Genomic DNA, 23,663 nt, shown 5'->3' with positions numbered 1-23,663 from the left:
GGGATGTATTGTTCGATCTGATCACCTCCCCGGAGTTCCTGCAGAATTCTATTGCCGATACCATTTCTGGAAAAACAGTTTCTCTGGAAACTCAGGAAATTGAAGCAGAAGAGATTTTACCTAATCCGGAAACAAATACTACACTGATTGTTGAATCTGCAGATGAACCTTTACCAAGAACTACAAAAGATGCCGATGCCATACTAGACCCCGCCTTATTTTCATCAAAAGACCCGGAGATAGACAAGACAATTGCAAAAGAAAAGCAGCAAGCTAAAGAGGCCTTGGAGTTAGGACAGCCCTTAGCCTTTACCAAGAAGGAAAAACACTCTTTTATGGAATGGCTGCAACTAAGTGCAACCAGGCCCATAAAGCAACAGAAAGCGGCAAAGAGCGAAATGGCGAAGATCCCTGAAGATATGGAGTTCCCTATAGCTGAGGAATCGGATAGGAAGAAGAAGTTTGCCATGATAGACCGTTTCCTGGAGGAAAACCCAAAGATAGTTCCACATGAGGAAGGTGTTCCAAGAATAGACATCAGCGAATCTACCACAATAGACTCTGAAGAGCTGATGACAGAAACGCTGGCCAGGGTGTATTTGGAGCAAAAGAAATACAAAAAAGCACTGCAGGCCTATAAAATTTTAAGTTTGAAATATCCGGAAAAAAGTAGTTTCTTTGCAAGCCGAATTAAAGCAGTAAAGCAATTACAAAAGGAAAACTCGTAAGATGAGCACATTTACAATATTCTTGGTTCTTATAATCGTAGTATGTTTTCTCCTGGTATTGGTCGTAATGGTCCAAAATCCAAAAGGAGGCGGATTGTCTTCTTCATTTGGAGGTGGTGGAACCCAAGTTGTAGGTGGTGTAAAAAAGACAGGTGATTTTCTTGATAAAAGTACCTGGACATTGGCTACTCTTTTGGTGGTTCTAATCTTATTATCTAATGTTGCCCTGAAGGGAAATTTTGGAGAAACAGATTCTAAATTATTACAAGGTGATGATATTGAGACCACGGTTCCGGAAACTGTTCCCGAGGAAGTGGTTCCAACAGATTCTACCAGTCCCCTGGATACTATTCAATAATATATTGAGCTATAATGACATTTAAAATGCCAGCCAAAATGACAAGCTGGCATTTTCAATTTACAAACTGTCAGTATTTGGGTCTTGGCATAATTTCTGCCATCAATAATCAGAATTTTAAAATACTAAATATAAAGACATATGGCTAAACTTAGCATCAAACCATTAGCAGATAGGGTTCTTATTGAACCAATGGCAGCAGAAACCAAAACTGCATCTGGGTTATATATTCCAGATACTGCCAAAGAAAAACCACAAAAAGGAAAAGTAGTGGCCGTTGGCCCGGGAACCAAAGATGAAAAGGTCACAGTAAAGGTTGGTGATACGGTTCTTTACGGGAAATATGCCGGAACAGAGCTGAAATTAGATGGCAAAGATTATCTAATGATGCGTGAGAGTGACATTTTAGCAATCATTTAAGTAAAACTTCAAGGAAAATCTGCGGAAACAGATTGTTCTTATTGAAAAAATAAAACTAACAGAATTATGGCAAAAGAAATAAAGTTTGATATTGATGCAAGAGACGGCTTAAAACGTGGGGTAGATGCCCTGGCCAATGCCGTTAAAGTTACCTTAGGTCCAAGGGGAAGAAATGTAATTATCAGCAAGTCATTTGGTGCTCCAATAGTTACAAAGGATGGTGTAACTGTAGCTAAAGAAATAGAGTTGGCAGATGCACTAGAGAACATGGGTGCTCAAATGGTAAAAGAAGTAGCTTCTAAGACAAATGATCTGGCAGGAGACGGAACTACAACCGCTACTGTACTGGCGCAATCCATAGTTAAGGAAGGCCTGAAGAACGTTGCTGCAGGTGCCAATCCAATGGACCTAAAAAGAGGAATAGACAAGGCTGTTGAAGCCATTGTTGAGAACCTTACCAAACAAGCTAAAAAAGTAGGTGACTCTTCTGAAAAGATCAAACAGGTTGCCTCTATCTCTTCAAACAACGATGAAACTATAGGAGAACTTATTGCAAAGGCTTTTAACAAAGTTGGCAAAGAGGGAGTCATTACAGTAGAAGAGGCCAAAGGAACCGATACCTATGTAGATGTAGTAGAAGGTATGCAATTCGACAGAGGATACCTTTCTCCATATTTTGTGACCGATTCAGAAAAAATGATCGCAGATCTGGAAAACCCTTATATCTTATTGTACGATAAGAAGATCTCCACGATGAAAGATTTGCTACCTGTGTTAGAGCCTGTGGCTCAATCCGGAAAGCCATTATTGATCATTGCTGAGGACGTAGACGGGGAAGCACTTGCTACCCTGGTAGTTAACAAGCTACGCGGTTCATTAAAGATTGCGGCAGTTAAAGCTCCTGGGTTTGGAGACCGCAGAAAGGCAATGCTCGAAGATATCGCAATCCTTACTAAGGGAACTGTTATATCTGAAGAACGAGGCTTCTCTTTGGAGAATACAACTATAGATATGTTGGGAAGCTGTGAAAAGGTGACCATTGATAAGGACAACACCACTATTGTAAATGGTGCAGGTGCTGCCAAAGACATCAAGACCCGCGTAAATCAGATAAAATCTCAGATTGAGACCACAACTTCAGATTACGACAAGGAAAAACTACAAGAGCGTTTGGCCAAATTAGCCGGTGGAGTAGCTGTATTGTATGTAGGTGCTGCCTCAGAGGTAGAGATGAAAGAGAAAAAAGACAGAGTAGATGATGCCTTACATGCTACAAGAGCTGCTGTAGAAGAAGGTATCGTTGCCGGTGGAGGCGTTGCCTTTCTCCGTGCCAAATCTGTTTTGGCAAAAGTGAAAGTAGAGAATCCGGATGAAGAAACAGGATTGCAGATAGTGGCCAGAGCCATTGAATCTCCTTTGAGAACTATTGTTGAGAATGCAGGGGGAGAAGGATCTGTAGTTGTTGCAAAAGTAATGGATGGAAAAGGAGACTACGGATATGACGCTAAGTCCGAAAAATATGTTGATATGATGAAGGCCGGGATCATAGATCCTAAGAAAGTAACAAGAATAGCCTTGGAAAATGCGGCTTCAGTAGCAGGGATGATCCTTACTACAGAGTGTGCACTTACAGACATCAAGGAAGATACGCCTGCAGGCCCTCCAATGGGCGGAGGCGGTATGCCTGGAATGATGTAATACCTCGGGTATAGCATAATATTGAATAAAAAGCCACCTCCGTTAGGAGCGTGGCTTTTTCTTTGAATCTTACATCTCATGAACAAGCTTCTTATTTATTACTTTTGAAAAAAAAAGAATGCATCCATCTTTAAAATCTGCTGTAATCGCCATATTAGAAAATAAGGACAAGACGGTAAATACGCGTCTTCAAGAAGTCTGTGAGTTGCTTAAAGCAGCAATTCCACATTACGATTGGGTTGGTTTTTATTTTCGAAATGGAGAAAAGGAAGAATTAAAATTAGGGCCTTATGCAGGAGCACCTACAGATCATACTATAATTCCATTCGGGAAAGGGATCTGCGGGCAAGTGGCCGTAAGTAATGCCAATTTTGTGGTCCCAGATGTGGCGGCGCAGGACAATTATATTGCCTGTAGTATCACGGTAAAAGCTGAGATCGTGGTTCCTCTCTTTGTAGATGGTAAGAATATAGGACAGATCGATATAGATTCTAATACACCAGATCCTTTTACAGAAAAGGATGAACGATTTTTGGAATTCGTAAACCAGGAGGTCTCCAAAATTCTTTAAAACTTTCCTTTTTTGTTGATAAGACCTGCATTTTCGTAGCTGCTAAAAAAGTACCTTTGAATTCTTAATCCAAGCACTAAAAGCTATTAGAATGGGCACTGTTAAAAAAGCTACTTCAGCACTTATTTCTGTCTTTCATAAAGACGGTTTAGAACCAATCGTTAAAAAATTCCAGGAACTAGGAATCACTATGTATTCTACCGGAGGGACAGAATCGTTCATACGATCGCTGGGGCTAGATGTAGTGCCTGTTGAGGAAGTGACAAGTTATCCCTCCATCTTAGGTGGCAGAGTAAAAACCTTACACCCAAAGGTATTTGGAGGCATCCTAAACAGGCAGGATAATGACGGGGATGTTGCCCAATTGGAAGAATTTGATATTCCTCAATTAGATATTGTGATCGTTGATCTGTATCCCTTTGAAAAAACAGTGGCTTCGGGCGCTACAGAACAAGAGATCATCGAAAAGATCGACATTGGAGGTATATCACTTATAAGGGCAGCAGCAAAGAATTTCAAAGATGTGCTTTGCGTTTCTTCTATGGAAGATTATAAAGAATTTTTGAACATGATCACCATTGGAGAGGGAAGTACTTCCATGGAACAACGGAGGGTCTATGCGGCAAAGGCATTTAATGTGTCTTCACATTATGATACTGCCATTTTCAATTACTTTAATAAAAATCATGAATTGGCTGCACTAAAGATCAGTGAAACAAAAGGCAAAGTCTTACGATACGGGGAAAACCCACATCAGAGAGGTTTTTTCTTCGGAGATTTTGATGCAATGTTCACCAAACTACATGGAAAAGAATTGTCTTATAACAACTTACTCGATGTAGATGCAGCAGTGAATCTTATGAGTGAATTTCAGGGCGATGACCCTACGTTCGCTATTTTAAAACACAACAATGCCTGTGGTCTGGCCACCAGAGATACACTACACAAGGCCTATGTGGACGCACTGGCCGGCGACCCGGTCTCTGCCTTTGGCGGGATCCTTATTAGCAATAAGGAAATAGATGCCAAAACAGCTACAGAGATCCATAAGTTATTTTGTGAGGTGGTAATTGCCCATTCCTATTCAAAAGAAGCTTTGGAGATTTTACAAGGCAAGAAAAATAGAATCATTCTGATACAAAAAGAAGTTGCACTTCCAGAAACAATAGTCAGAAGCTGTTTAAATGGCGTATTGGTACAAGATAAAGATCATGTAACCGATTCTCTGGATAAACTCAATTATGTTACCGCAAAAAAACCTTCAGAGCGTGAACTACAGGATCTTATTTTTGCCTCTAAACTCTGTAAGCATACCAAATCGAATACCATAGTCCTGGCCAAGAACCGGCAACTATGTGCCAGTGGAACCGGGCAGACCTCCAGGGTAGATGCTCTCAACCAGGCGATCCACAAGGCTCAAACCTTTAAGTTTGATCTGGATGGTGCTGTGATGGCTAGTGATGCCTTCTTTCCATTCCCAGATTGTGTAGAGATTGCTCATACGAATGGAATTACCAGCGTAATACAACCTGGAGGCTCAATTAAGGATCAATTAAGTGTAGATTATTGCAATGAGAATGAAATTGCTATGGTAATGACTGGCACACGTCATTTTAAACATTAATTTTACTACTTTTGTCGATGAAATGCACCCGTTTATCTAAACCAAACTAAACAATCATAATGGGATTTTTTGATTTTTTAACCGAGGAGATTGCTATCGACCTTGGAACCGCCAATACCCTGATCATACATAATGATAAAGTGGTAGTAGATAGTCCTTCTATCGTAGCCCGAGACAGAATTACAGGAAAGATCATTGCCGTAGGTAGGGAAGCCAACCAAATGCAGGGTAAAACCCATGAAAATATAAAGACCATTCGCCCACTGAAGGATGGTGTAATTGCAGATTTTGACGCCTCGGAAAAGATGATCAATATGTTCATTAAGAACATACCGGCTTTAAAGAAAAAATGGTTTCCACCTGCTTTAAGAATGGTGATCTGTATTCCATCAGGAATTACAGAGGTTGAGATGCGCGCTGTAAAAGAGTCGGCAGAACGTGTCAATGGAAAAGAGGTATATCTTATTCACGAACCTATGGCTGCAGCTATAGGTATAGGACTAGATATTATGCAGCCCAAAGGAAATATGATCGTAGATATAGGTGGAGGAACAACGGAAATTGCTGTCATAGCTCTGGGTGGTATTGTTTGTGACAAGTCGGTTAAAATTGCAGGGGATGTTTTCACCAATGACATCATTTATTATATGCGTACCCAACACAATTTATACGTTGGAGAAACCACTGCAGAAAATATTAAGATCACCATAGGTTCTGCCACGGAGGACTTACAATCACCGCCAGATGAAATGTCTGTGCAGGGAAGGGACCTTTTAACAGGAAAGCCAAAACAAGTATCCATTTCGTATCGGGAGATCGCGAAGGCTTTAGACAAGTCTATTTTACGTGTAGAGGATGCTGTTATGGAAACCTTGTCACAAACTCCTCCAGAACTAGCCGCAGATATTTACAATACAGGGATCTACCTTGCCGGTGGAGGATCTATGCTAAGAGGCCTGGACCGAAGACTTTCTCAAAAAACGGATCTACCTGTGTATATTGCAGAAGATCCATTGAGGGCTGTTGTAAGAGGTACAGGTATTGCTCTTAAAAATTTAGAACGCTACAAAAGTATTCTCATCAAATAGTTCCTCAATATGATCCGTTAACGGGTCTTAGAGGTTCTTTCATGAAGTAGATGAGAGCATCCAATAGATAAAGTGAATGCAGCAGATTATCAACTTCATCCTTCGCAACAAGACCACGTTGCTTTATCTTTTCTTATTATTTGTGGGAATGAGCCTGAGTATTCAATCTCATTCCTACCACAGAGCTCGTTTTTTTAATTCTGCCAATTGGGTATCAGGCAGTATTTATAATACAGAATCGAGTATTACAGACTATTTTGACCTTAGGGAAGAGAACAATAAATTAGTAGAAGAGAACACTAAATTACGTTCACTGTTGTTCAATGATGAAGTAAAAGAAATAACATCTCAGGAATTAGATTCCTTTACTTTTCAGATCATTCCCGCGAAGATCATAAAGAATAGCTATTCGCTTCGCAACAATTATATTACCATCAACAAAGGCTCCCGAGATGGTTTAGAACAAGATATGGGGGTCATTACTTCCCAGGGAATTCTAGGGATCGTAGAACACACCACCACGAAATTTGCAGCGGTGCAAAGCCTATTGAACACTAAATCGAACATCAATGCGAAGATCAAGAACACTAATAATTTTGGCTCGTTAAAGTGGGACACTAATCGGTTCGATGTGGTGCAATTAGAAGATATCCCCAGAATGGTGCCATTAAACATTGGCGACACTATTGTAACAGGGGCCATGTCTAGCATCTTTCCAGAAAACATTCCTATTGGAACTATAAAGAAGTTCGACCTTACGACTTCCCAAAGTTTTTACAATATTGAAGTGGCATTGTTCAACGACATGACTAATATTAAACAGGTGTACATTATCAGAAATGAGAATGCTGCTGAAATACGAAGTTTGGAAGAAAAGATAAGTAATGACCAATAATGTATATCTCATAAATGCCCTGCGATTTTTGCTCCTGGTACTGGCGCAGGTATTGGTATTTAATAAACTCAATTTTATGGGGTTTATCAACCCGATGATATATATTCTTTTCTTGTATTGGTATCCTATCAAGCAGCGCCGAGGTGTTTTTATTTTGATAAGCTTCTTGCTGGGGTTCACCATTGATGTTTTTTCAGACACCCTCGCCTTTCATACCATAGCATGTATAACCATGGCCTATTTGCGGCCAGCAATTATGCGTTTCGTCTTTGGTGTAAACTTTGAATTTCAAAGTTTTAAATTAACCAATACTACTAAGGCACAACAAATTACATTTTTAGCGTTTCTAATAATAGGGCATCATACTATTTTCTTTTTGCTCGAAATTTTTAGTTTGGACCATTTGCTCTTACTTTTGAAAAAAATAGTATTTACAAGCATAGGATCCCTCTTACTATGTGTTTTAATTACATCACTTTTTAGTGCAGAGAAAGAATGAAAAAAATTTTACTTTCTTCCATCATTGTGATCATTGGCTTCACCTTTATTGGCAGGCTATCCTATTTACAGATCTTTAGTTCTTCCTCTACCCAGATTTTGGAAGATACCGCCATTAAGGCCATATACGATTATCCTGAACGAGGTTATATTTATGACAGAAATGGTGAACTACTGGTAGCCAATCAACCGGCGTACGATGTGATGGTCATTCCAAGAGAAGTAAAGCCCCTGGATACGCTTGAATTTTGTTCACTGCTGGGTATTGACAAAACTAAGTTTACCGATAAATTAAAAAAGGCAAGGGTGTATTCGCCACGTCTTCCTTCTGTACTTGTCCCTCAGCTTTCTAAAGAAGACTACGCACGTCTGCAGGAAAAAATGAGGAAGTACGAAGGTTTTTATATCCAAAAAAGATCGCTTCGTTATTACGCTAGCCATAGTAGTGCTAATGTTTTAGGGTATATCTCCGAAGTAAATGAGGCTGATATTAAAAAGAATCCCTATTACATACAAGGAGAGCTCACCGGAAGAACCGGGATTGAAAAACAGTATGAGGATTATCTAAGGGGTATAAAAGGTGTTAAATATATTCAGAAGGATAGGTTTAACAGAGTTATTGGTCCCTATAAAGAAGGAACCATGGATACCCTTCCGGAACAGGGTAAAGAAATACATGTAACACTAGACAAGGTTTTACAAGAGTACGGAGAACGTCTTATGAATGGAAAACGCGGCGGCATAGTAGCCATTGAGCCCAATTCTGGTGAGATCCTTGCCCTAATCTCGGGGCCCACATACGATCCCGCTTTACTTGTAGGAAGGGAACGGTCTAAAAACTATAGTAAGCTGCACTACGATACAATATCCAAACCCACCTGGGACAGGGCACTTCTTGCGCAGCCCTCTCCGGGGTCACCGTTTAAAACACTAAATGCCCTTATTGCTCTTCAGGAAGGTGTCATAAAACCGGAGACTACCATAAGGTGTTATAACGGGTTTTATGTTGGAAATAAGAAAAGAGGATGTCATTGTGGCGGTGGCTTAAGGAACATGAACTCTGGCATTTATAAATCTTGTAATGCATATTTCGCGGGTACATTTCGAAAAATATACGACAAATATCCTACGACCGATGAAGGTATGGATGTTTGGGAGAAACACATTAAAAGCTTTGGTTTAGGCGATTTCCTTGGATATGACCTACCAACAGGAAGAAAAGGAAGAGTGCCAAACAAGGCATACTATGACAGGGTATACGGAGATAATAGGTGGGCTTCTTCCTATATCATTTCAAATGCAATAGGACAGGGCGAAGTTTCTGCAACACCTATCCAACTCGCCAATATGACAGCCGCAATAGCAAATAGAGGGTTCTTTTATACCCCTCATATTATCAAAACTATTTCGGGAGAGCCTATTGAAGATCCTAAATATACCACGCCTCATTATACGACCATAGAGAAGCAGTACTTCGGTCCTATCATACAGGGAATGGCAGATGTATATACAAAAGGTACGGCCAAATGGCTGCAGATCCCAGGTATTAATATCGCCGGTAAAACCGGAACCGTAGAAAACTATACCAAAATTAATGGCGTCCGTACCCAACTAACCGATCATTCTGTATTTGTTGCTTTTGCCCCTGTTGATAATCCAAAAATTGCACTTGCGGTTTATATTGAGCATGGGTATTATGGTTCCAGGTATGCTGGTCATATTGCTTCACTGCTTATTGAAAAATACCTCAAAGGAGAGATTTCAAGGATCGATCTGGAGAAGCGCATGTTGGAAAAAACCCTGGATGCAGAATATGCAAAACCATATAGTGGAGAGGAGTTCAAGATAAACGAGTATGTCTGGTAAAAGTGTCCTAAAAAGGGTAGATTGGTTAACCATTTTTATCTTCTTGATGCTAATTACCATTGGCTGGGTCAATATCTACTCTAGTACCTTTTCTGATAGTAATTCTTCCATTTTTGATTTTAATGAGCTGTACGGGAAGCAACTATTTTTTATTGGTGTAAGCTTGTTGGCAGCTTTTATCTTCTTGTCTTTGGAAGCCCATTTCTATGAACGTTTCTCAAGTCTGCTGTACATTATTACCATGGTGCTTCTACTTGGGCTTTTTCTTTTTGGGAAGACCATAGCAGGTGCTACTTCCTGGTACGACCTGGGATTTTTCAATCTACAACCCTCTGAGTTAGCTAAATTTGCCACAGCTCTAGCCCTGGCTAAATACCTCAGTGATATCCAGACCGATATTAAACGTACCAAAGATCAACTTTTTGCCCTGTTGATCATACTTATCCCGGCTTTGCTCATAATACCTCAGCCCGATCCCGGTAGCGCTATTGTATTCCTGGCTCTGGTTTTTGTGCTTTTCAGGGAAGGATTTCCCCTTTTCTATTTAGGGATCGCGCTACTGGCCATAATAATCTTTATTACCACACTCATGTTTGGGACTATATGGGTGAGTATCAGTCTCGCCCTAATCATTGCAACCTTTCTGTTGGTAAAAAAATCCAGCTTTAAAGTACCTATTCTACCTCTCAGCCTTTTCTTTATTATTACAATTGTTTTTTCACTCTCTGTAAATTTTGTTTTTGAAAATGTTTTTGAGCAAAGGCATCGCGACAGATTTAGTCTTTGGCTTCGACTAGAAAAAGATCCTGAAAAATTAGAAGAGATCAGAAAGACCATTGGATATAATACGTACCAATCCGAAAAAGCAATAGAATCTGGAGGTATCTTTGGAAAGGGATTTTTAGAAGGTACACGAACTAAAGGCGACTTTGTTCCGGAACAACATACTGACTATATCTTTAGCACCGTTGGCGAAGAATGGGGATTTGCCGGTACTGCAACCGTTGTTATACTATTTACCATATTGCTACTCCGACTGGTACATCTTGCTGAGCGTCAAAAAAGTGACTTTAGCCGGATGTATGGCTATGGAGTCATTTCCATTTTACTCATCCACTATTTTATCAATATAGGGATGGTTACCGGAATCGTTCCCACCGTAGGGATTCCCCTGCCCTTCTTTAGCTATGGGGGTTCAGCCTTACTTGGCTTTACAGCCCTGCTGTTTATTTTCTTAAAGCTAGATGCAAACAGGCTAAATGAATGGCACTAATAACGCCAACGCGATTGTTTCACTTCCTTTTCCAAAAGGTCTTCCTCTTCATCTTCTAATTCCCGAAAAAAATCGATCCCTGTTTCCCCTTCAAGTTGGTCTATAGAAACCTGGAACTCTGTCAGTTGTTTGTCTGTTTCCTGATGTGGTATTAGAAAAGTGATTGTTTTAAGACCACCCGGGGCACCACGTACAATTATTTTAAAAAAGGCATCTGGCACAGCTACAGACTCATACCCAATAGAGGGCAATCCTTTTTTTAAAACACCCCCGGTAATGACATAGACGGAATCGTACTTCTTGGCCCATTGCCTAACCCTCATTTCCAATCTGTTCCAAACTCCAGCGTTAAAATCTCGCTTCATTGGACTTATATTGCTGGTATAAAAGGTCTCATTATAGGCCGCTTCCGAAAACCTGCGATCCCCAGCTGGGCATAAATGACCCCTGTCATATCCTGAGTTCTTATAATTTCGCCAATCTGCAGACTGTGAAGCTACTTTGGGATCTTCAACAAAATAAGGTCTTTTACGATCGTCTGAAGTTATATGAGATCGCTTCAACTCATACACAACCCATTCTGCCTGTTCTTCAGACTCATTATAAGAAAGCCCGTAATAGTTATGAAAGATCTCAGTATTAGTTGTTGAAGAAGGAAGTATATACGAAGGAATCGCCTTTCCCTCTTCAAATACGGCTACTTCGGTATTATTTGGCCAAAAGAATTTCTCAATAGCCCAAAAAAGAATCATAACTAGTAGTAGTAAGACCGTATAGATAAGTCGGTCTTTTTTTACTGATCTCATAAGATAATTTCAAGGTAATTTTTGACCTGACTAAAATACATCAATTTTAAGGAGGAAGCCCTACCTTTATGTTGTAAGGATAAATGAAGAAATTCGACTATACATCGGATTCAAACAATACTAATTTTAAAGAAAGAAATAGAACATGCTCACTTGGAAAGATGTTATACACTATGCAGTAAGCGGCAATCCGGTTCCCGATACAAGAGTAGAAAAAACCGAAACTGAATGGAAGAAGATCCTAACTCCTGTACAATTCAGGATCACACGTCAGAAAGGGACAGAATCTCCTCATTCCGGAGCGCTTTGCAGTATTTACGACGCTGGAAAATATGCCTGTGTGTGTTGCGGTACCCCTCTTTTTGATTCCACCATTAAATTTGATTCGGGAACAGGCTGGCCCAGTTTTACTCAACCCATAAAGGAAAATGCGATACAGTATGATAAAGACAGTTCTTATGGAATGGTACGGGTGGAGGTAATGTGTAATACCTGTGATGCCCATTTAGGTCATGTATTTCCCGATGGTCCCGAACCAGGCGGTTTGCGTTATTGCATTAATTCTGAATCAATGGAACTCCTAAAAGAAGCTAAGATCAATGAGTAATCCCACCTATGAAGTTGCCACAGTTGGCGGTGGATGTTTCTGGTGTACAGAAGCTGTTTTCCAGGAAGTAAAAGGGATCCATAAAGTGGTTTCTGGCTATACGGGTGGTAATGCACCTGGTAAACCAACCTATAGGGAAGTCTGTTCGGGTTTAAGCGGGCATGCCGAGGTAGTGCAGATCACCTATGATCCGGAGGTACTATCCTACCGCGACCTTTTAGTGATCTTTATGACCACCCATGATCCTACCACCATGAATAGACAGGGTGCTGATGTGGGTACTCAATACAGATCTGTTATCTATTACCATAATGAAGAACAAAAACTAACGGCAGACATTGTTATTGCAGAGTTGGCAGCATCTTTTGATGCCCCCATTGTGACAGAAGTAAGTCCCTTGGCCACTTTTTATGAGGCAGAAGAATATCACCAGAATTATTACAAGAACAATTCCAGCCAGGGGTATTGCAGTTTTGTGATCACTCCAAAACTCAACAAATTACGCAAGCTGCACATAGACAAATTAAAAAAGGCTTAAAGAAATTCTTAGGCATAAATAGTTTTGTAAATGGGCTAATCTGAAGAACTATTTAAGTGTGAAGCATAAAAAAAGGGCCCTAAATAGGGCCCTTTGAAATATAGATTTTTTGTTTATCCCTTTACGTGGGCTAATTTTTCATTCTTTATATTATTGATCTTTAGGTCTCTAAGAACATTAATAGCTTCTTCTATATACACATCCTTAGCAAGATTAATATGCCAACGATTTCTTTTTTCCCGCAGTACAGAATCTTGTGTGAACAACTGTTGCTCGTATTTTAAAGATTCGAAAGTGAGTTTGGAATCGTATTCAGATAACTTTTTAAAGTAATCCGATTTTGCTCTGCTTTCTTTGTCACGCGCTTTATAAAGATCATAGTTCAATGGCATAGACGTTTCGTCTTGTTGATCTTTTAACCATTTTGCATTTTCCTCGATAAGTTTTATCTGTGGATTGGATGCTATTCTTTTATTACTCTCCTCAAGGGTTTTTTCAAAATCTATATACCCATCCCAAACTTTGTATTTGGCAGGTTCTATCTTATCCCAGTTCAGGGCATTGGCCTGTCCTTTTTCACCCAAAACAATATAGCGATAACGATCCGGGATCACCACATCACTTTTTACGCCTTCCAATTGATTAGATTCTCCATTGATACGGTAGAACTTCTGGATAGTTACTTTAATGGCACCCAGATCTCCGTATTCATTTACATGAACCACATTCTCTAAGGGATACATGGTTTGAACGGTTCCTTTTCCAAAGGTCTGGTTACTTCCAATGATAATAGCTCTTTTGTAATCTTGCATAGCCGCCGCAAGAATTTCGGAAGCAGAGGCTGAAAATTCATTCACAAGAATAACCAAAGGTCCATCCCACTGAATTCGTTCATCCTTGTCATCATACACATTCTTTTCATTATTAGAAGCTCGCACCTGAACTACAGGCCCGTCTTTTATAAATAGTCCGGCCATATCAATAGCTGTCCTTAACGACCCTCCTCCGTTATCACGAAGGTCGAGGATCAATCCTTCTATCCCTTCTTCTTTTAATCGTTCTATTTCTTTTGCTACATCACTGGCAGCATTTCTATCTGCGTAATCTTTAAAATCTGCATAAAAACCTGGGAGGTGAATCAATCCAAATTTTTCATCCTTTTGGATCACTTTGGCCGATTTGGCATACGATTCCTCAATCTCTACCACATCCCTAACAATAGCTATTTCTTCAATGGTACCATCTACTTTACGCACGGTTAGGTTTACAGTAGTTCCTTTTGGCCCTTTAATAAGTTTAACGGCATCATCTAACGGCATTCCTACAATATTCACGGCAGTCTCATTGGCCTGACCTACTTTTATGATCTCATCCCCAACTTCCAGTAACTGTCCTCTCCATACCGGACCTCCTGAAATAATCTCAGTGATCTTTGCACCTTCTGGTTCTGCCTGGAGGCGAGCTCCAATACCTTCGAAACGTCCGGATATCTGACGGTCAAAATAGTCTTTATCCTCAGGGGCAAAATACGCCGTATGAGGGTCGAACTTATCTACAATAGTATTTATAAATTGTACAAAACGGTCCTTGCGTTCCAGGTTATCTACAAAGTCGAAGAACTCCATTAATTGTTTCCGCGTTACTTCTCTAGATTCCTTTTCCACTTCCTTCATTGAGAGTGAATTGTATTTAGGATCGTCCTTTTTCTTTTGGATCTCATCCTTTAACTTGGAATCAAAAGTATTAAGGGTCCAGAATTTCAGTTGTTTTCTCCACCGTTCCTTCAGTTCGGATTTGGAACTGGTGAATGGTCTCTTGTCATAATCTGAATTCATGGTTTCCTCTACGGTGTAATCAAAAGGGTCATCTAGAACTTCCTCAATGATCACCTTAACCTCATCCATTCGCTTTATATAGCGTTCGTGTACCAGGTTAAAAAAGGAAATGTCAGTATTCTTTATCTGATCATCGATCTGAAACTTATATTGCTCGAAATCCCTGATATCTTCGGCCTGAAAGTAGCGTTTGGTAGGATCTAGAACATCTATAAAATCTTCAAATACTTCCACCGAAAAATCATCATTGATGTCTTTTGGCGCGTAATGCCCCTTTTCAAGGATATAGGTGATGATGTCTAATAAAAGTTTGTCCTTATCGTTGCTTTCAAAGGTCTTATTGGTGAAACTACAAGAGGCTACTGCAATAAGAACGGCTAAAAAGCCTAAAACAAGATTCTTTTTCATGTATATGTTTTTTTCATTCGGGTCTAGCCAACATCATGTAATGCCCTTTAAACCCACTCTTCATAAAAGTAATCAATTCCCTAAGATATAGAAAAAACCATGCCATAAAACGCCCCAGGCTATAATTTTTTGTTAAAGGCTATCCGAGGTAATCCTGAGTAAAAACGTATTTTTACGCCGTAAAGTATGCGGCATGAGTAAACCTTTGATCCTTGTAACCAATGATGATGGAATAACGGCTCCCGGATTACGTGCTCTTGTAAAGAGTATGCAGGAACTTGGAGAGGTAGTGGTGGTTGCCCCAGATAGCCCTCAATCTGGCATGGGACATGCCATAACCCTTGATAATACCCTATATTCCAAAAGAGTGGTCTTAGATGCTTCAAAAGATGCTGCTAAAGAATATAGCTGTAGTGGAACTCCCGCAGATTGCGTAAAACTGGCCCTCCAGGAACTATTGGATAGAAGACCCGATATTTGCATCAGTGGTATTAATCACGGATCCAATGCCTCAATAAATGTTATTTATTCCGGTACTATGAGCGCAGCTATTGAAGCCGGAATTGAAGGAATTCCCGCCATAGGATTTTCCTTATGCGACTATTCATGGGAAGCCGATTTTGCCCCTGCTCAAGAAGCAATAAAAAAAATAGTGGCTGAAGCCCTCAAAAATGGCATTCCAAAAGGTGTGGTTCTCAATGTAAATATTCCCAAAGTAGCTCACGGAGAAATAAAGGGAATCAAAGTTTGCAGACAAGCCCGAGCCAACTGGAAGGAGAAATTTGACAAAAGAACCAATCCTTCGGGAAAGGATTATTATTGGCTTACCGGGGAATTTCAACTCCTTGATAAAGGAGAAGATACCGATGAATGGGCACTTTCTAAAGGCTATATATCCGTAGTGCCTACACAATTCGATCTAACGGCACACCATACTATACAGGACATTAATACATGGAATTTAAATGAATAATAAGAAAGAAGTGATCATAGGGTTTGCAGTGGGGCTTATTGCCAACACATTTGGTACCCTGCTCTATATACTGTTATTTTCAGATCTGGGAATAACAGAAACATTTGAGGCGGCATATGCCCATGGATATTTGGGTAGCTTATTGGCTCTGGGTGCCATACTAAACCTGATTGCCTTTTTTGTATTCCTAAGATTGAGAAGAGACCAACGTGCCAAAGGAGTTTTGGTGGCCACATTGCTAGTAGCTCTTGTCATATTGTACTACAAGGTATTTTGAGATGAAGTATTACATCATAGCGGGGGAAGCATCTGGGGATTTACACGGTTCTAACCTCATAAAAGCTTTACGGACGGAGGATACTAAAGCCGTTATTCGTTGTTGGGGAGGTGATCTGATGGAAAAGGCCGGAGGTACTTTGGCGATGCACTACAAAGAATTAGCTTTTATGGGTTTTTCGGAGGTCATTGGAAACCTTAGAAAGATATTTAAAAACATTTCCTACTGCAAAGAGGACATAGCCAACTTTCAACCAGATGTGGTCATTTTTATTGATTTTTCCGGATTTAACCTAAGGATTGCCTCCTGGGCCAAGCAACATGGCTACCGTACCAATTATTATATCTCTCCCCAGGTCTGGGCCTCAAGAGCGGGTAGAATTCAAAAGATCAAAGCATCTATAGATGCCATGTATGTGATCCTTCCATTTGAAAAGCAGTTCTATGAAGAGAAATATAATTATCCAGTACATTTTGTAGGTCATCCCTTGTTAGATGCCATTGATTCTCAACCCGATTTAGAAGCTGAAGAATTTAAAAAGGAACATCAACTAGACCCCAAAAAAAAGATCATTGCATTGCTGCCGGGAAGTCGTAAGCAGGAGGTTGAAAAAATGCTTTCTATTATGCTTTCGGTAGGCCCTGCATTTCCGGAGTATCAATTCGTAATTGCGGGAGCACCAAGTTTGGAGGGTACTTTTTACAAACCGTTTCTGAAATATGCACAGGTCCATTATGTTACCAACCAGACCTATGCCCTATTGCGTTGTGCATATGCAGCACTGGTAACCAGCGGAACGGCAACCCTGGAAACTGCTCTTTTTAAGGTACCACAAGTAGTGTGCTATAAAGGAAGTTGGGTGTCTTATCAAATAGCAAAGCGCATTATTACTCTGAAATATATTTCACTGGTCAATCTCATCATGGATAAAGAAGTGGTGAAGGAACTTATCCAAAACAACCTTACTACTGCAGCACTCACAAAGGAATTAAAACAAATCTTATCCGGTCCAAAAAGAGATGCTATCCTAAAAGATTACGACATCCTGGAGAAGAAATTAGGAGGTCCTGGGGCAAGTGAAAATGCCGCTAAAAAAATTGTTGCATCTTTAAAAGTCACTACGCAATAAGGAGTTTTATTGTTCGTTCAGATCTTAGGATATCCTATTACTTACCTACAGAGTGCAAAGCGACTTCAGAAATAATCCTTAATTTTGATGGAAGGACGCTCCTATCTTCATGACCTATGATGAACAAAATTCTTATGGTTGCCCTTTGTCTCAGCATCGTTTCTTGCGGTGCAGTAAAGAAAAAGACCGCCTACGCTAGCCAACGTAAAATCACGGTAGAGGTAGTAGATAACCCAAATTATAATGAAGAAGAAGTGAGTGTTGAGGAACCCATTGAAGAGACCACCACACTTGAAAAATCTGAAGATATAATTGATACTGCGCTGAGTTATTCCGGAGTTCGTTATAAATATGGTGGTACGACGCGCAAAGGGATAGACTGTTCCGGATTGCTATATATTTCCTTTATGGAACACGACATCTATCTCCCCCGTATATCTTTCTATATGGCCCATGAAGGCAAACGTATAGATCTTGAGGAAGTAACCAAGGGAGATCTTTTATTCTTTACAACATCTAAACGCAGGAAAAGAATAAACCATGTAGGCCTTGTGGTAGCAATTGAAGGTGAGGAGATCAAATTTATTCATGCCACCACTTCTAGGGGGGTTATTGTTTCTTCACTTCGGGAAGGGTACTGGAATTATGCTTTTGTAAAAGCCACGCGGATCTTATGAGATGAAACCCTATGATTTTATTTCGATAAAACTCAGTAGTGCCTTAATTTTAGGCATTCTTATAGGTCGCTTTCTCAATATTTCAATTGACTCCGCTTTCCTGATCTTGAGCTTTTCCTTACTTCTTGTTTTACTTCTCTACATATTTGAGCCCTATAGAAAGGGGATTTATTTTGGTATAAGCATCTTGCTGGCTACCAATAACCTGGGCATCTTAGCTGTTTCTTTAGCCCAGCCGAAATTATGGCCAGATCATTATTCAAAAGTCGCATTCTCTGAAGACAGTATTTGGGAGTTACAACTGCGCAGGGTCCTAAAATCGAATACTTTTTCTGAACAATACTTGTTTGATGTGCGCTCTGTGAATGGCATAGATTCTCGTGGTATTCTGTTAGCAAGTACTAAAAAAGATTCTCAACTTTTAACGTATAAAGTAGATGATATACTTCATTATTGGGGGCCAATTCGTCCTATCCCCCCTCCCGCCAATCCACATCAATTTGCCTATGATAATTATATGGAAACCCAGGGTGTTTATGATCAGATACAACTAAAGGCTGATAATATTCTGAAACGATCTAAAGGCACAAATTCCTTAAGGGGGAAAGCCGCCTGGTTTCAATCATTTATTCTCCAGGCCTTAGAAAGAACTTCCTTAGAAAAGAAAGAACTAGGTGTTCTGCAAGCCATCCTATTAGGACAAAGGAACAAACTGGATGCAAGCATTTACAAAGATTACCAAAATGCCGGTGCCGCACACATACTGGCTGTATCCGGACTCCATATTGGTATCTTATTGCTGCTACTTCAGGCGCTCTTAAAGCCTTTAAAAGCAATACGTCATGGTTCAACTATAATAATGGGCTTGGTTGTATTTGCACTGTGGAGTTATGCGTTCTTCACTGGTCTCTCCCCCTCTGTTGTCCGAGCAGTAACCATGTTCTCATTTGTGGCCTACGCCCTGTTTTTAAATCGGCCCACCAGTATTGTAAATATTCTGGCCTTGTCTGTCTTTACTATCTTGCTTATTCACCCCATGTTCCTGTTTCAAGTTGGGTTTCAGATGAGCTATGCAGCTGTGTTCGCAATCGTATGGATCTATCCTGTTTTAATGAAATTATGGAATCCCAGGCACTTGTTATTAAAAAAAGGTTGGCAACTATTTTCGGTAAGCATTGCTGCTCAGGCCGGTGTACTTCCTATATCGATATTCTATTTCCATCAATTTCCAGGACTCTTTTTTCTCTCCAATATTCTGATCGTTCCCTTTCTTGGGATCTTGCTTGGATTGGGAATTGTTGTTATCATCCTCTCTGCCATTAACATGTTACCAAATATTATTGCTGTTTTTTACAATCTGCTACTCAAAACCATGAATGAGGTAGTACAATGGATTGGTGAACAGGAACATTTTATATTCGATGAATTATCTATGGACCCTGTAACCCTGATACTTGGCTATCTATTGCTTTATTTTGTTATTATTGGGATACTGCAACGAAGATCTAGATGGGTGCTGAACATGGCCATCTGTGTTCTCAGCATTCAGCTATGGACATTCTATCGGGCCTATAGTAGCATGCAAAAAGAAAGCCTTATTATTGTTCAGCAAATGGCGAATACCGGACTCCTTTATCAAAAAGGAAGAACACTTCAGGTAATGCCTCAGGATAGCACGCGTCTGAAATCTTTGGTAAGCAACTATGCCATCAAAGAGTTTCTTGATACCATTCAATATAGTACCATCCCAAATGCATTTAGTTTTGATGATCAACAATGGATAGTAATAGATAGTAGCGCAATTTTTCCTCCAAATACTATCAGGCCTTTAGTTCTTATTATGACACAATCTCCCCGAATCCATTTGGAAAGATTAGTTGCCAGTACACAACCGGAAATGGTGATCGCAGATGGCAGTAATTATCCCGCTGATGTTGCCCGCTGGAAAAAGAGTTGCCATAAAATTGGACTTCCATTTTATTCCACGAGTGAAAAAGGAGCCTATCTTTTGAAAGCCGAATAAAGGACTTACCTAATTCCGTGCATCATGCGTTTTAGGGGCCTGTTAAGTACTATAGATATTAGACCGAGCATTACACAAAGTATCGTAAAGATCAGGAAAAAGCTACTTAAAGAATATTCAGCCGTGATCTCATCTATCATTCCACCAAGGGTTCCTGCCATTTTCTGTCCTATGGCAATGGCAAGGTACCAGATCCCAAACATAAATCCGATCATTCTGGGAGGAACCAATTTACTGAGATAGGAAAGCCCTACAGGAGAAACACAAAGTTCGCCCATAGTTATCAGAAGATAAGCGAAGATCAAATAGATCATACTTACCGAGGCGGTTGCCGCACCTGGTGCAATATTCAGTGTGCCGAAAACCAGCACGGCAAAACCCAGACCCTGGAGAATAAGCCCAATGCCGTATTTGTGAGCTGCACTGGGATTGTATTTGCTCTCCCACCAACGAGAAAACAAAGGTGCCAGGGTAATGATAAAGAAAGAATTTAAAATGGCGAACCAACTCGCCTCTACCTCGTTCCCTTCCTGCGCAAATTTTTCATAGAGACGAAATATCAAAAGTCCCCAAATACCAAGAAAAGCAATTGCCAGGGCAATGTTCGAAAAAGGGATCCTGGAATAGGTCTTTTTAAAGAGCAGATACAATACCCAGGTAATGATCATCATTGGCACCGTTGTGAGCAGCGCATCAACGATCTTGAATATCAGGGATGCAGAACCAGTAAGTGTTCTGTCTGTATAATCTCTGGCAAAGATGGTCATAGTGCCCAGGTTCTGTTCAAAGGTGGCAAAGAAGATCACGGTAAATATCCCGAAAATGGAAACCGCAAAGATCCTGTTTCGCACCAACTTTGTATACCTGAGGGTACGGCTAATGATAAGGATCAAAAATAGTAACAATGCAATCAGCACTGTGACGGTAGATCCGTCTAACTCTCCTACACTAAAGTTGAGGAAATTAATATTCTCGATCTTCGAAAGCGGGTCATTGAAAAGGTATAATAGACCTCCAATGGAGGATAGTATAATTAGAATATAATCGAGCCTGGTAAAAGGGTTAAGCTTCTCTTCTACTTCAAACTCAGCAGCGTCAACATTGTCATTTACTTCTGATGCCTTTAAAGGTTTATCTCCTATTTTTCCAAAGAGATTACCTGCCAGCCAAAATTGAATCATACCAAGGAACATAAAAATCCCAGCCAAGCCAAATCCCCATGACCATCCGTAATTTTCAGCCAGGTATCCGCATAGCATCATTCCAAAAAAGGCTCCCGCATTTACCCCCATATAAAAAATTGTATAGGCACCATCCTTTTTAGATTCTTTGCCTCGGTACATCTCTGAGATCACAGAAGTAATATTTGGCTTAAAAAATCCGGTTCCTATGACCAGAAGTGCCAGGCCTACATAGAGAGACCATACGGTTTCAATTGTCATACAGGCATGACCCAGGGTCATCACAGCACATCCTATGATGATCGCTTTCTTATACCCAATTAGTTTATCCGCAATATACCCGCCAAGGATAGGCGTTAAGTACAAAAGAGAGGCGTAGGTGCCAATGAGCGCCAGGGCATGTTCTCTGGGCCATTCCCAACCCGGGTTATCTCCAATTAAAGGTGCTGTAAGGAACAATACCAATAGAACACGCATCCCGTAAAAGGAAAAGCGTTCCCACATTTCGGTAAAGAAAAGCACAAATAGTCCGGCCGGATGACCGAGTACTCTGTCTTTGAATAGATTTTCAATATCGGTATTCATAGATCACGGTTTGGTTATACGAAATTAATTAGCATCCTTTTTTAAAATAAAAAGTTAGGATTGTGTACTAGTGACTCATGTCTCGTTCTTGTTCCTCTGCCTTATGGGTAAGTCTTTTCAAAGGTTTGAGAATAGTGATCACCAATAATCCAAAGATGACACAAAAGATTGTGATCCCTGCAAAAATATTCAGTTCTCCTGCTTCTGATGCAGATTCCCCAATTAATCCGGCTACTTTATTTCCCAGGCCGGTTGCAGCAAAATAGACACCCATCATTAGCGCACCATAACGCACAGGGGCTAACTTAGTGATAAAGGAGAGAGCTACGGGAGAGGCACATAATTCCCCTATTGTGTGGAAAAGATACGCCAGTGCCAACCAGTATAAAGCAGATTTACCTAGTGTTTCGTATTGCATGGAAGCAAAGACCATAAACACAAAGCCTAATCCCATAATGATCACCCCATTTGCCATTTTAAACAGAGAAGAGGCTTCCTTCCCTCTGTGTTTCCACCATAACCAGAAGTTGGCAACAGGTACTGCAAACACAATAATATAAAAAGGATTGAAGAATTGAAAAGCCGCAGCAGGGATCTCATAACCAAATAAGAAACGATCCGTTCTGTTCTCCGCGTATAAATTCATGAGTCCGCCTGCTTGTTCAAAAGCACCCCAGAATACTATCACTATTATGAACGAAAGTAATAGTACCAAATACCGGTCCTTTTCCACTTGGGACCTAAGGTCTTCGTAAATGGTGAACATCATACCTATAACTACTGCTAGAAAAATGAAGAAAACAATATACGCGATCTTTTGGTCCCCGATAAAATACCAGGCTGCAATACCCGATAAAACTGCCAACAAGACGGTTATGGTTAGTGGTCTGGTGGTACTAAATTGTTGAATAAAGATCTCTTTAATAGAGACATCATCGCTGCTTGCCTCTATCTCCTTAGGTTTATTCCCAACATTTATAAGATATTTTTGGCCGGAAAGATAAATGACCTGTCCCAATACCATCCCTATAGCCGCAAGACCAAAACCCGCATGCCAACCCCACTGATCGGCCACCCAGGCTACAACCAAGGCAGCCAGTGCTGCACCCGTATTGATCCCTATATAGAAAATAGAAAACCCTTTATCTCTGCGTTCATCACCCTGCTCATACAAGCCTCCTACCAGCGTAGAAATATTTGGTTTTAGCATCCCCACACCTGCAATGATCAATCCCAGACCAGTGTAAAAAGCCCACATCAGTTCCACGGACAGGATACCATGACCTGCTACCAGCAAAAACCCGCCAATCATTACAGCTCGTTTCTGGCCAATGATCTTATCTGCTATGATCCCCCCGGGAATAGACGCTACATACACCAACATGGTATACCATCCATAAAGAGACAAGGCCTCGCCATCTAACCACCCTAAGCCGGGATTATCTCCTCTGGTCTTTGCGGTAAGGTAAAGTACAAGGATGCCCCTCATCCCATAGTAGGAAAAACGTTCCCACATTTCGGTCATAAACAAGATATAAAGACCGGTTGGATGTCCAAAAAGTTCTTTTTGATGAGCTGGTTTTGTTGATGTTGCCATAATTTTTT

22 protein-coding genes are annotated in these 23,663 nt (G+C 40.4%); 18 read left to right on the top strand and 4 right to left on the bottom strand.

Features of this window, described 5'->3' with window-relative positions; genetic code table 11:
- The 11 genes from Q0X72_RS03880 to rodA form a co-directional block, all read left to right on the top strand.
- Positions 1-728 (top strand): hypothetical protein (locus tag Q0X72_RS03880; protein ID WP_297762204.1); only part of this gene is annotated, 728 nt, incomplete at its 5' end.
- Position 729: 1 nt separating this feature from the next.
- On the top strand, positions 730-1,086 hold the full coding sequence (gene secG, locus Q0X72_RS03875) for a preprotein translocase subunit SecG (protein ID WP_297762202.1): 357 nt from the start codon (positions 730-732) through the stop codon (positions 1,084-1,086).
- 141 nt (positions 1,087-1,227) lie between these two features.
- Positions 1,228-1,506, top strand: coding sequence for a co-chaperone GroES (gene groES / locus Q0X72_RS03870; protein ID WP_297762200.1), 279 nt, complete (start codon positions 1,228-1,230; stop codon positions 1,504-1,506).
- A 66-nt stretch (positions 1,507-1,572) separates the two neighbouring features.
- Entirely contained in the window at positions 1,573-3,204 is a 1,632-nt protein-coding gene (groL, locus tag Q0X72_RS03865; RefSeq protein ID WP_297762198.1) for a chaperonin GroEL, read from the top strand.
- A gap of 118 nt (positions 3,205-3,322) precedes the next feature.
- Positions 3,323-3,775 (top strand): GAF domain-containing protein, encoded by a 453-nt coding sequence (locus Q0X72_RS03860; protein WP_297762196.1) that lies wholly within the window; start codon positions 3,323-3,325, stop codon positions 3,773-3,775.
- A gap of 91 nt (positions 3,776-3,866) precedes the next feature.
- Entirely contained in the window at positions 3,867-5,399 is a 1,533-nt protein-coding gene (gene purH / locus Q0X72_RS03855; protein ID WP_297762195.1) for a bifunctional phosphoribosylaminoimidazolecarboxamide formyltransferase/IMP cyclohydrolase, read from the top strand.
- Between the two features lie 59 nt (positions 5,400-5,458).
- Positions 5,459-6,487, top strand: a complete 1,029-nt coding sequence (locus Q0X72_RS03850; protein WP_297762193.1) for a rod shape-determining protein — start codon at positions 5,459-5,461, stop codon at positions 6,485-6,487.
- Between the two features lie 76 nt (positions 6,488-6,563).
- The gene (gene mreC, locus Q0X72_RS03845; protein WP_297762191.1) at positions 6,564-7,382 is read left to right on the top strand and encodes a rod shape-determining protein MreC; all 819 of its coding nucleotides are present in this window, start codon (positions 6,564-6,566) and stop codon (positions 7,380-7,382) included.
- Positions 7,372-7,881, top strand: coding sequence for a rod shape-determining protein MreD (mreD, locus tag Q0X72_RS03840; protein WP_297762189.1), 510 nt, complete (start codon positions 7,372-7,374; stop codon positions 7,879-7,881). Before mreC ends, mreD begins: the two co-directional genes overlap by 11 nt.
- Positions 7,878-9,746 (top strand): penicillin-binding protein 2, encoded by a 1,869-nt coding sequence (gene mrdA, locus Q0X72_RS03835; RefSeq protein WP_297762187.1) that lies wholly within the window; start codon positions 7,878-7,880, stop codon positions 9,744-9,746. The genes mreD and mrdA overlap by 4 nt, the downstream gene beginning before the upstream one ends.
- The gene (rodA, locus tag Q0X72_RS03830; RefSeq protein ID WP_297762185.1) at positions 9,736-11,019 is read left to right on the top strand and encodes a rod shape-determining protein RodA; all 1,284 of its coding nucleotides are present in this window, start codon (positions 9,736-9,738) and stop codon (positions 11,017-11,019) included. Before mrdA ends, rodA begins: the two co-directional genes overlap by 11 nt.
- Here rodA and Q0X72_RS03825 read toward each other — a convergent pair.
- The gene (locus Q0X72_RS03825; RefSeq protein ID WP_297762184.1) at positions 11,016-11,825 is read right to left on the bottom strand and encodes a DNA/RNA non-specific endonuclease; all 810 of its coding nucleotides are present in this window, start codon (positions 11,823-11,825) and stop codon (positions 11,016-11,018) included. The genes rodA and Q0X72_RS03825 overlap by 4 nt on opposite strands.
- Positions 11,826-11,970: 145 nt before the next feature.
- On the opposite strand from Q0X72_RS03825, the gene msrB reads away from it, so the two are divergent.
- Together msrB and msrA are read left to right on the top strand one after the other, a co-directional pair.
- On the top strand, positions 11,971-12,432 hold the full coding sequence (gene msrB / locus Q0X72_RS03820) for a peptide-methionine (R)-S-oxide reductase MsrB (RefSeq protein ID WP_297762182.1): 462 nt from the start codon (positions 11,971-11,973) through the stop codon (positions 12,430-12,432).
- Positions 12,425-12,970, top strand: coding sequence for a peptide-methionine (S)-S-oxide reductase MsrA (gene msrA, locus Q0X72_RS03815; protein ID WP_297762180.1), 546 nt, complete (start codon positions 12,425-12,427; stop codon positions 12,968-12,970). Before msrB ends, msrA begins: the two co-directional genes overlap by 8 nt.
- A gap of 113 nt (positions 12,971-13,083) precedes the next feature.
- Here msrA and Q0X72_RS03810 read toward each other — a convergent pair whose 3' ends face one another.
- Positions 13,084-15,213, bottom strand: a complete 2,130-nt coding sequence (locus Q0X72_RS03810; RefSeq protein WP_297762178.1) for a carboxy terminal-processing peptidase — start codon at positions 15,211-15,213, stop codon at positions 13,084-13,086.
- 193 nt (positions 15,214-15,406) lie between these two features.
- Between Q0X72_RS03810 and surE the strand changes: the two genes are divergently transcribed.
- The 5 genes from surE to Q0X72_RS03785 all read left to right on the top strand — a co-directional run bounded on the left by surE (position 15,407) and on the right by Q0X72_RS03785 (position 20,292).
- A complete protein-coding gene (gene surE / locus Q0X72_RS03805; RefSeq protein WP_297762176.1) occupies positions 15,407-16,186 on the top strand; it encodes a 5'/3'-nucleotidase SurE in 780 nt (259 codons plus the stop codon).
- Complete coding sequence (locus tag Q0X72_RS03800) at positions 16,179-16,463, top strand: hypothetical protein (RefSeq protein WP_297762174.1); 285 nt, start codon at positions 16,179-16,181, stop codon at positions 16,461-16,463. The genes surE and Q0X72_RS03800 overlap by 8 nt, the downstream gene beginning before the upstream one ends.
- Before the next feature lies 1 nt (position 16,464).
- Entirely contained in the window at positions 16,465-17,592 is a 1,128-nt protein-coding gene (gene lpxB, locus Q0X72_RS03795; RefSeq protein ID WP_297762172.1) for a lipid-A-disaccharide synthase, read from the top strand.
- Positions 17,593-17,708: 116 nt separating this feature from the next.
- Positions 17,709-18,269: a C40 family peptidase gene (locus Q0X72_RS03790; RefSeq protein WP_297762170.1), complete on the top strand. Its 561-nt coding sequence runs from the start codon at positions 17,709-17,711 to the stop codon at positions 18,267-18,269.
- A 1-nt stretch (position 18,270) separates the two neighbouring features.
- Positions 18,271-20,292 (top strand): ComEC/Rec2 family competence protein, encoded by a 2,022-nt coding sequence (locus tag Q0X72_RS03785; protein ID WP_297762168.1) that lies wholly within the window; start codon positions 18,271-18,273, stop codon positions 20,290-20,292.
- 5 nt (positions 20,293-20,297) lie between these two features.
- Here the strand turns inward: Q0X72_RS03785 and Q0X72_RS03780 are convergent, their stop codons facing one another.
- Entirely contained in the window at positions 20,298-22,058 is a 1,761-nt protein-coding gene (locus Q0X72_RS03780) for a peptide MFS transporter (RefSeq protein ID WP_297762166.1), read from the bottom strand.
- Positions 22,059-22,125: 67 nt separating this feature from the next.
- A complete protein-coding gene (locus Q0X72_RS03775; protein ID WP_297762164.1) occupies positions 22,126-23,655 on the bottom strand; it encodes a peptide MFS transporter in 1,530 nt (509 codons plus the stop codon).
- Between the last annotated feature and the right edge of the window lie 8 nt (positions 23,656-23,663).

The sequence above is a fragment of the uncultured Muriicola sp. genome, assembly GCF_947258935.1.
Taxonomy (GTDB): domain Bacteria; phylum Bacteroidota; class Bacteroidia; order Flavobacteriales; family Flavobacteriaceae; genus Muriicola.
Note: the sequence above shows the minus strand (reverse complement) of the source record. Positions and strands in the feature narration are given on the sequence as shown.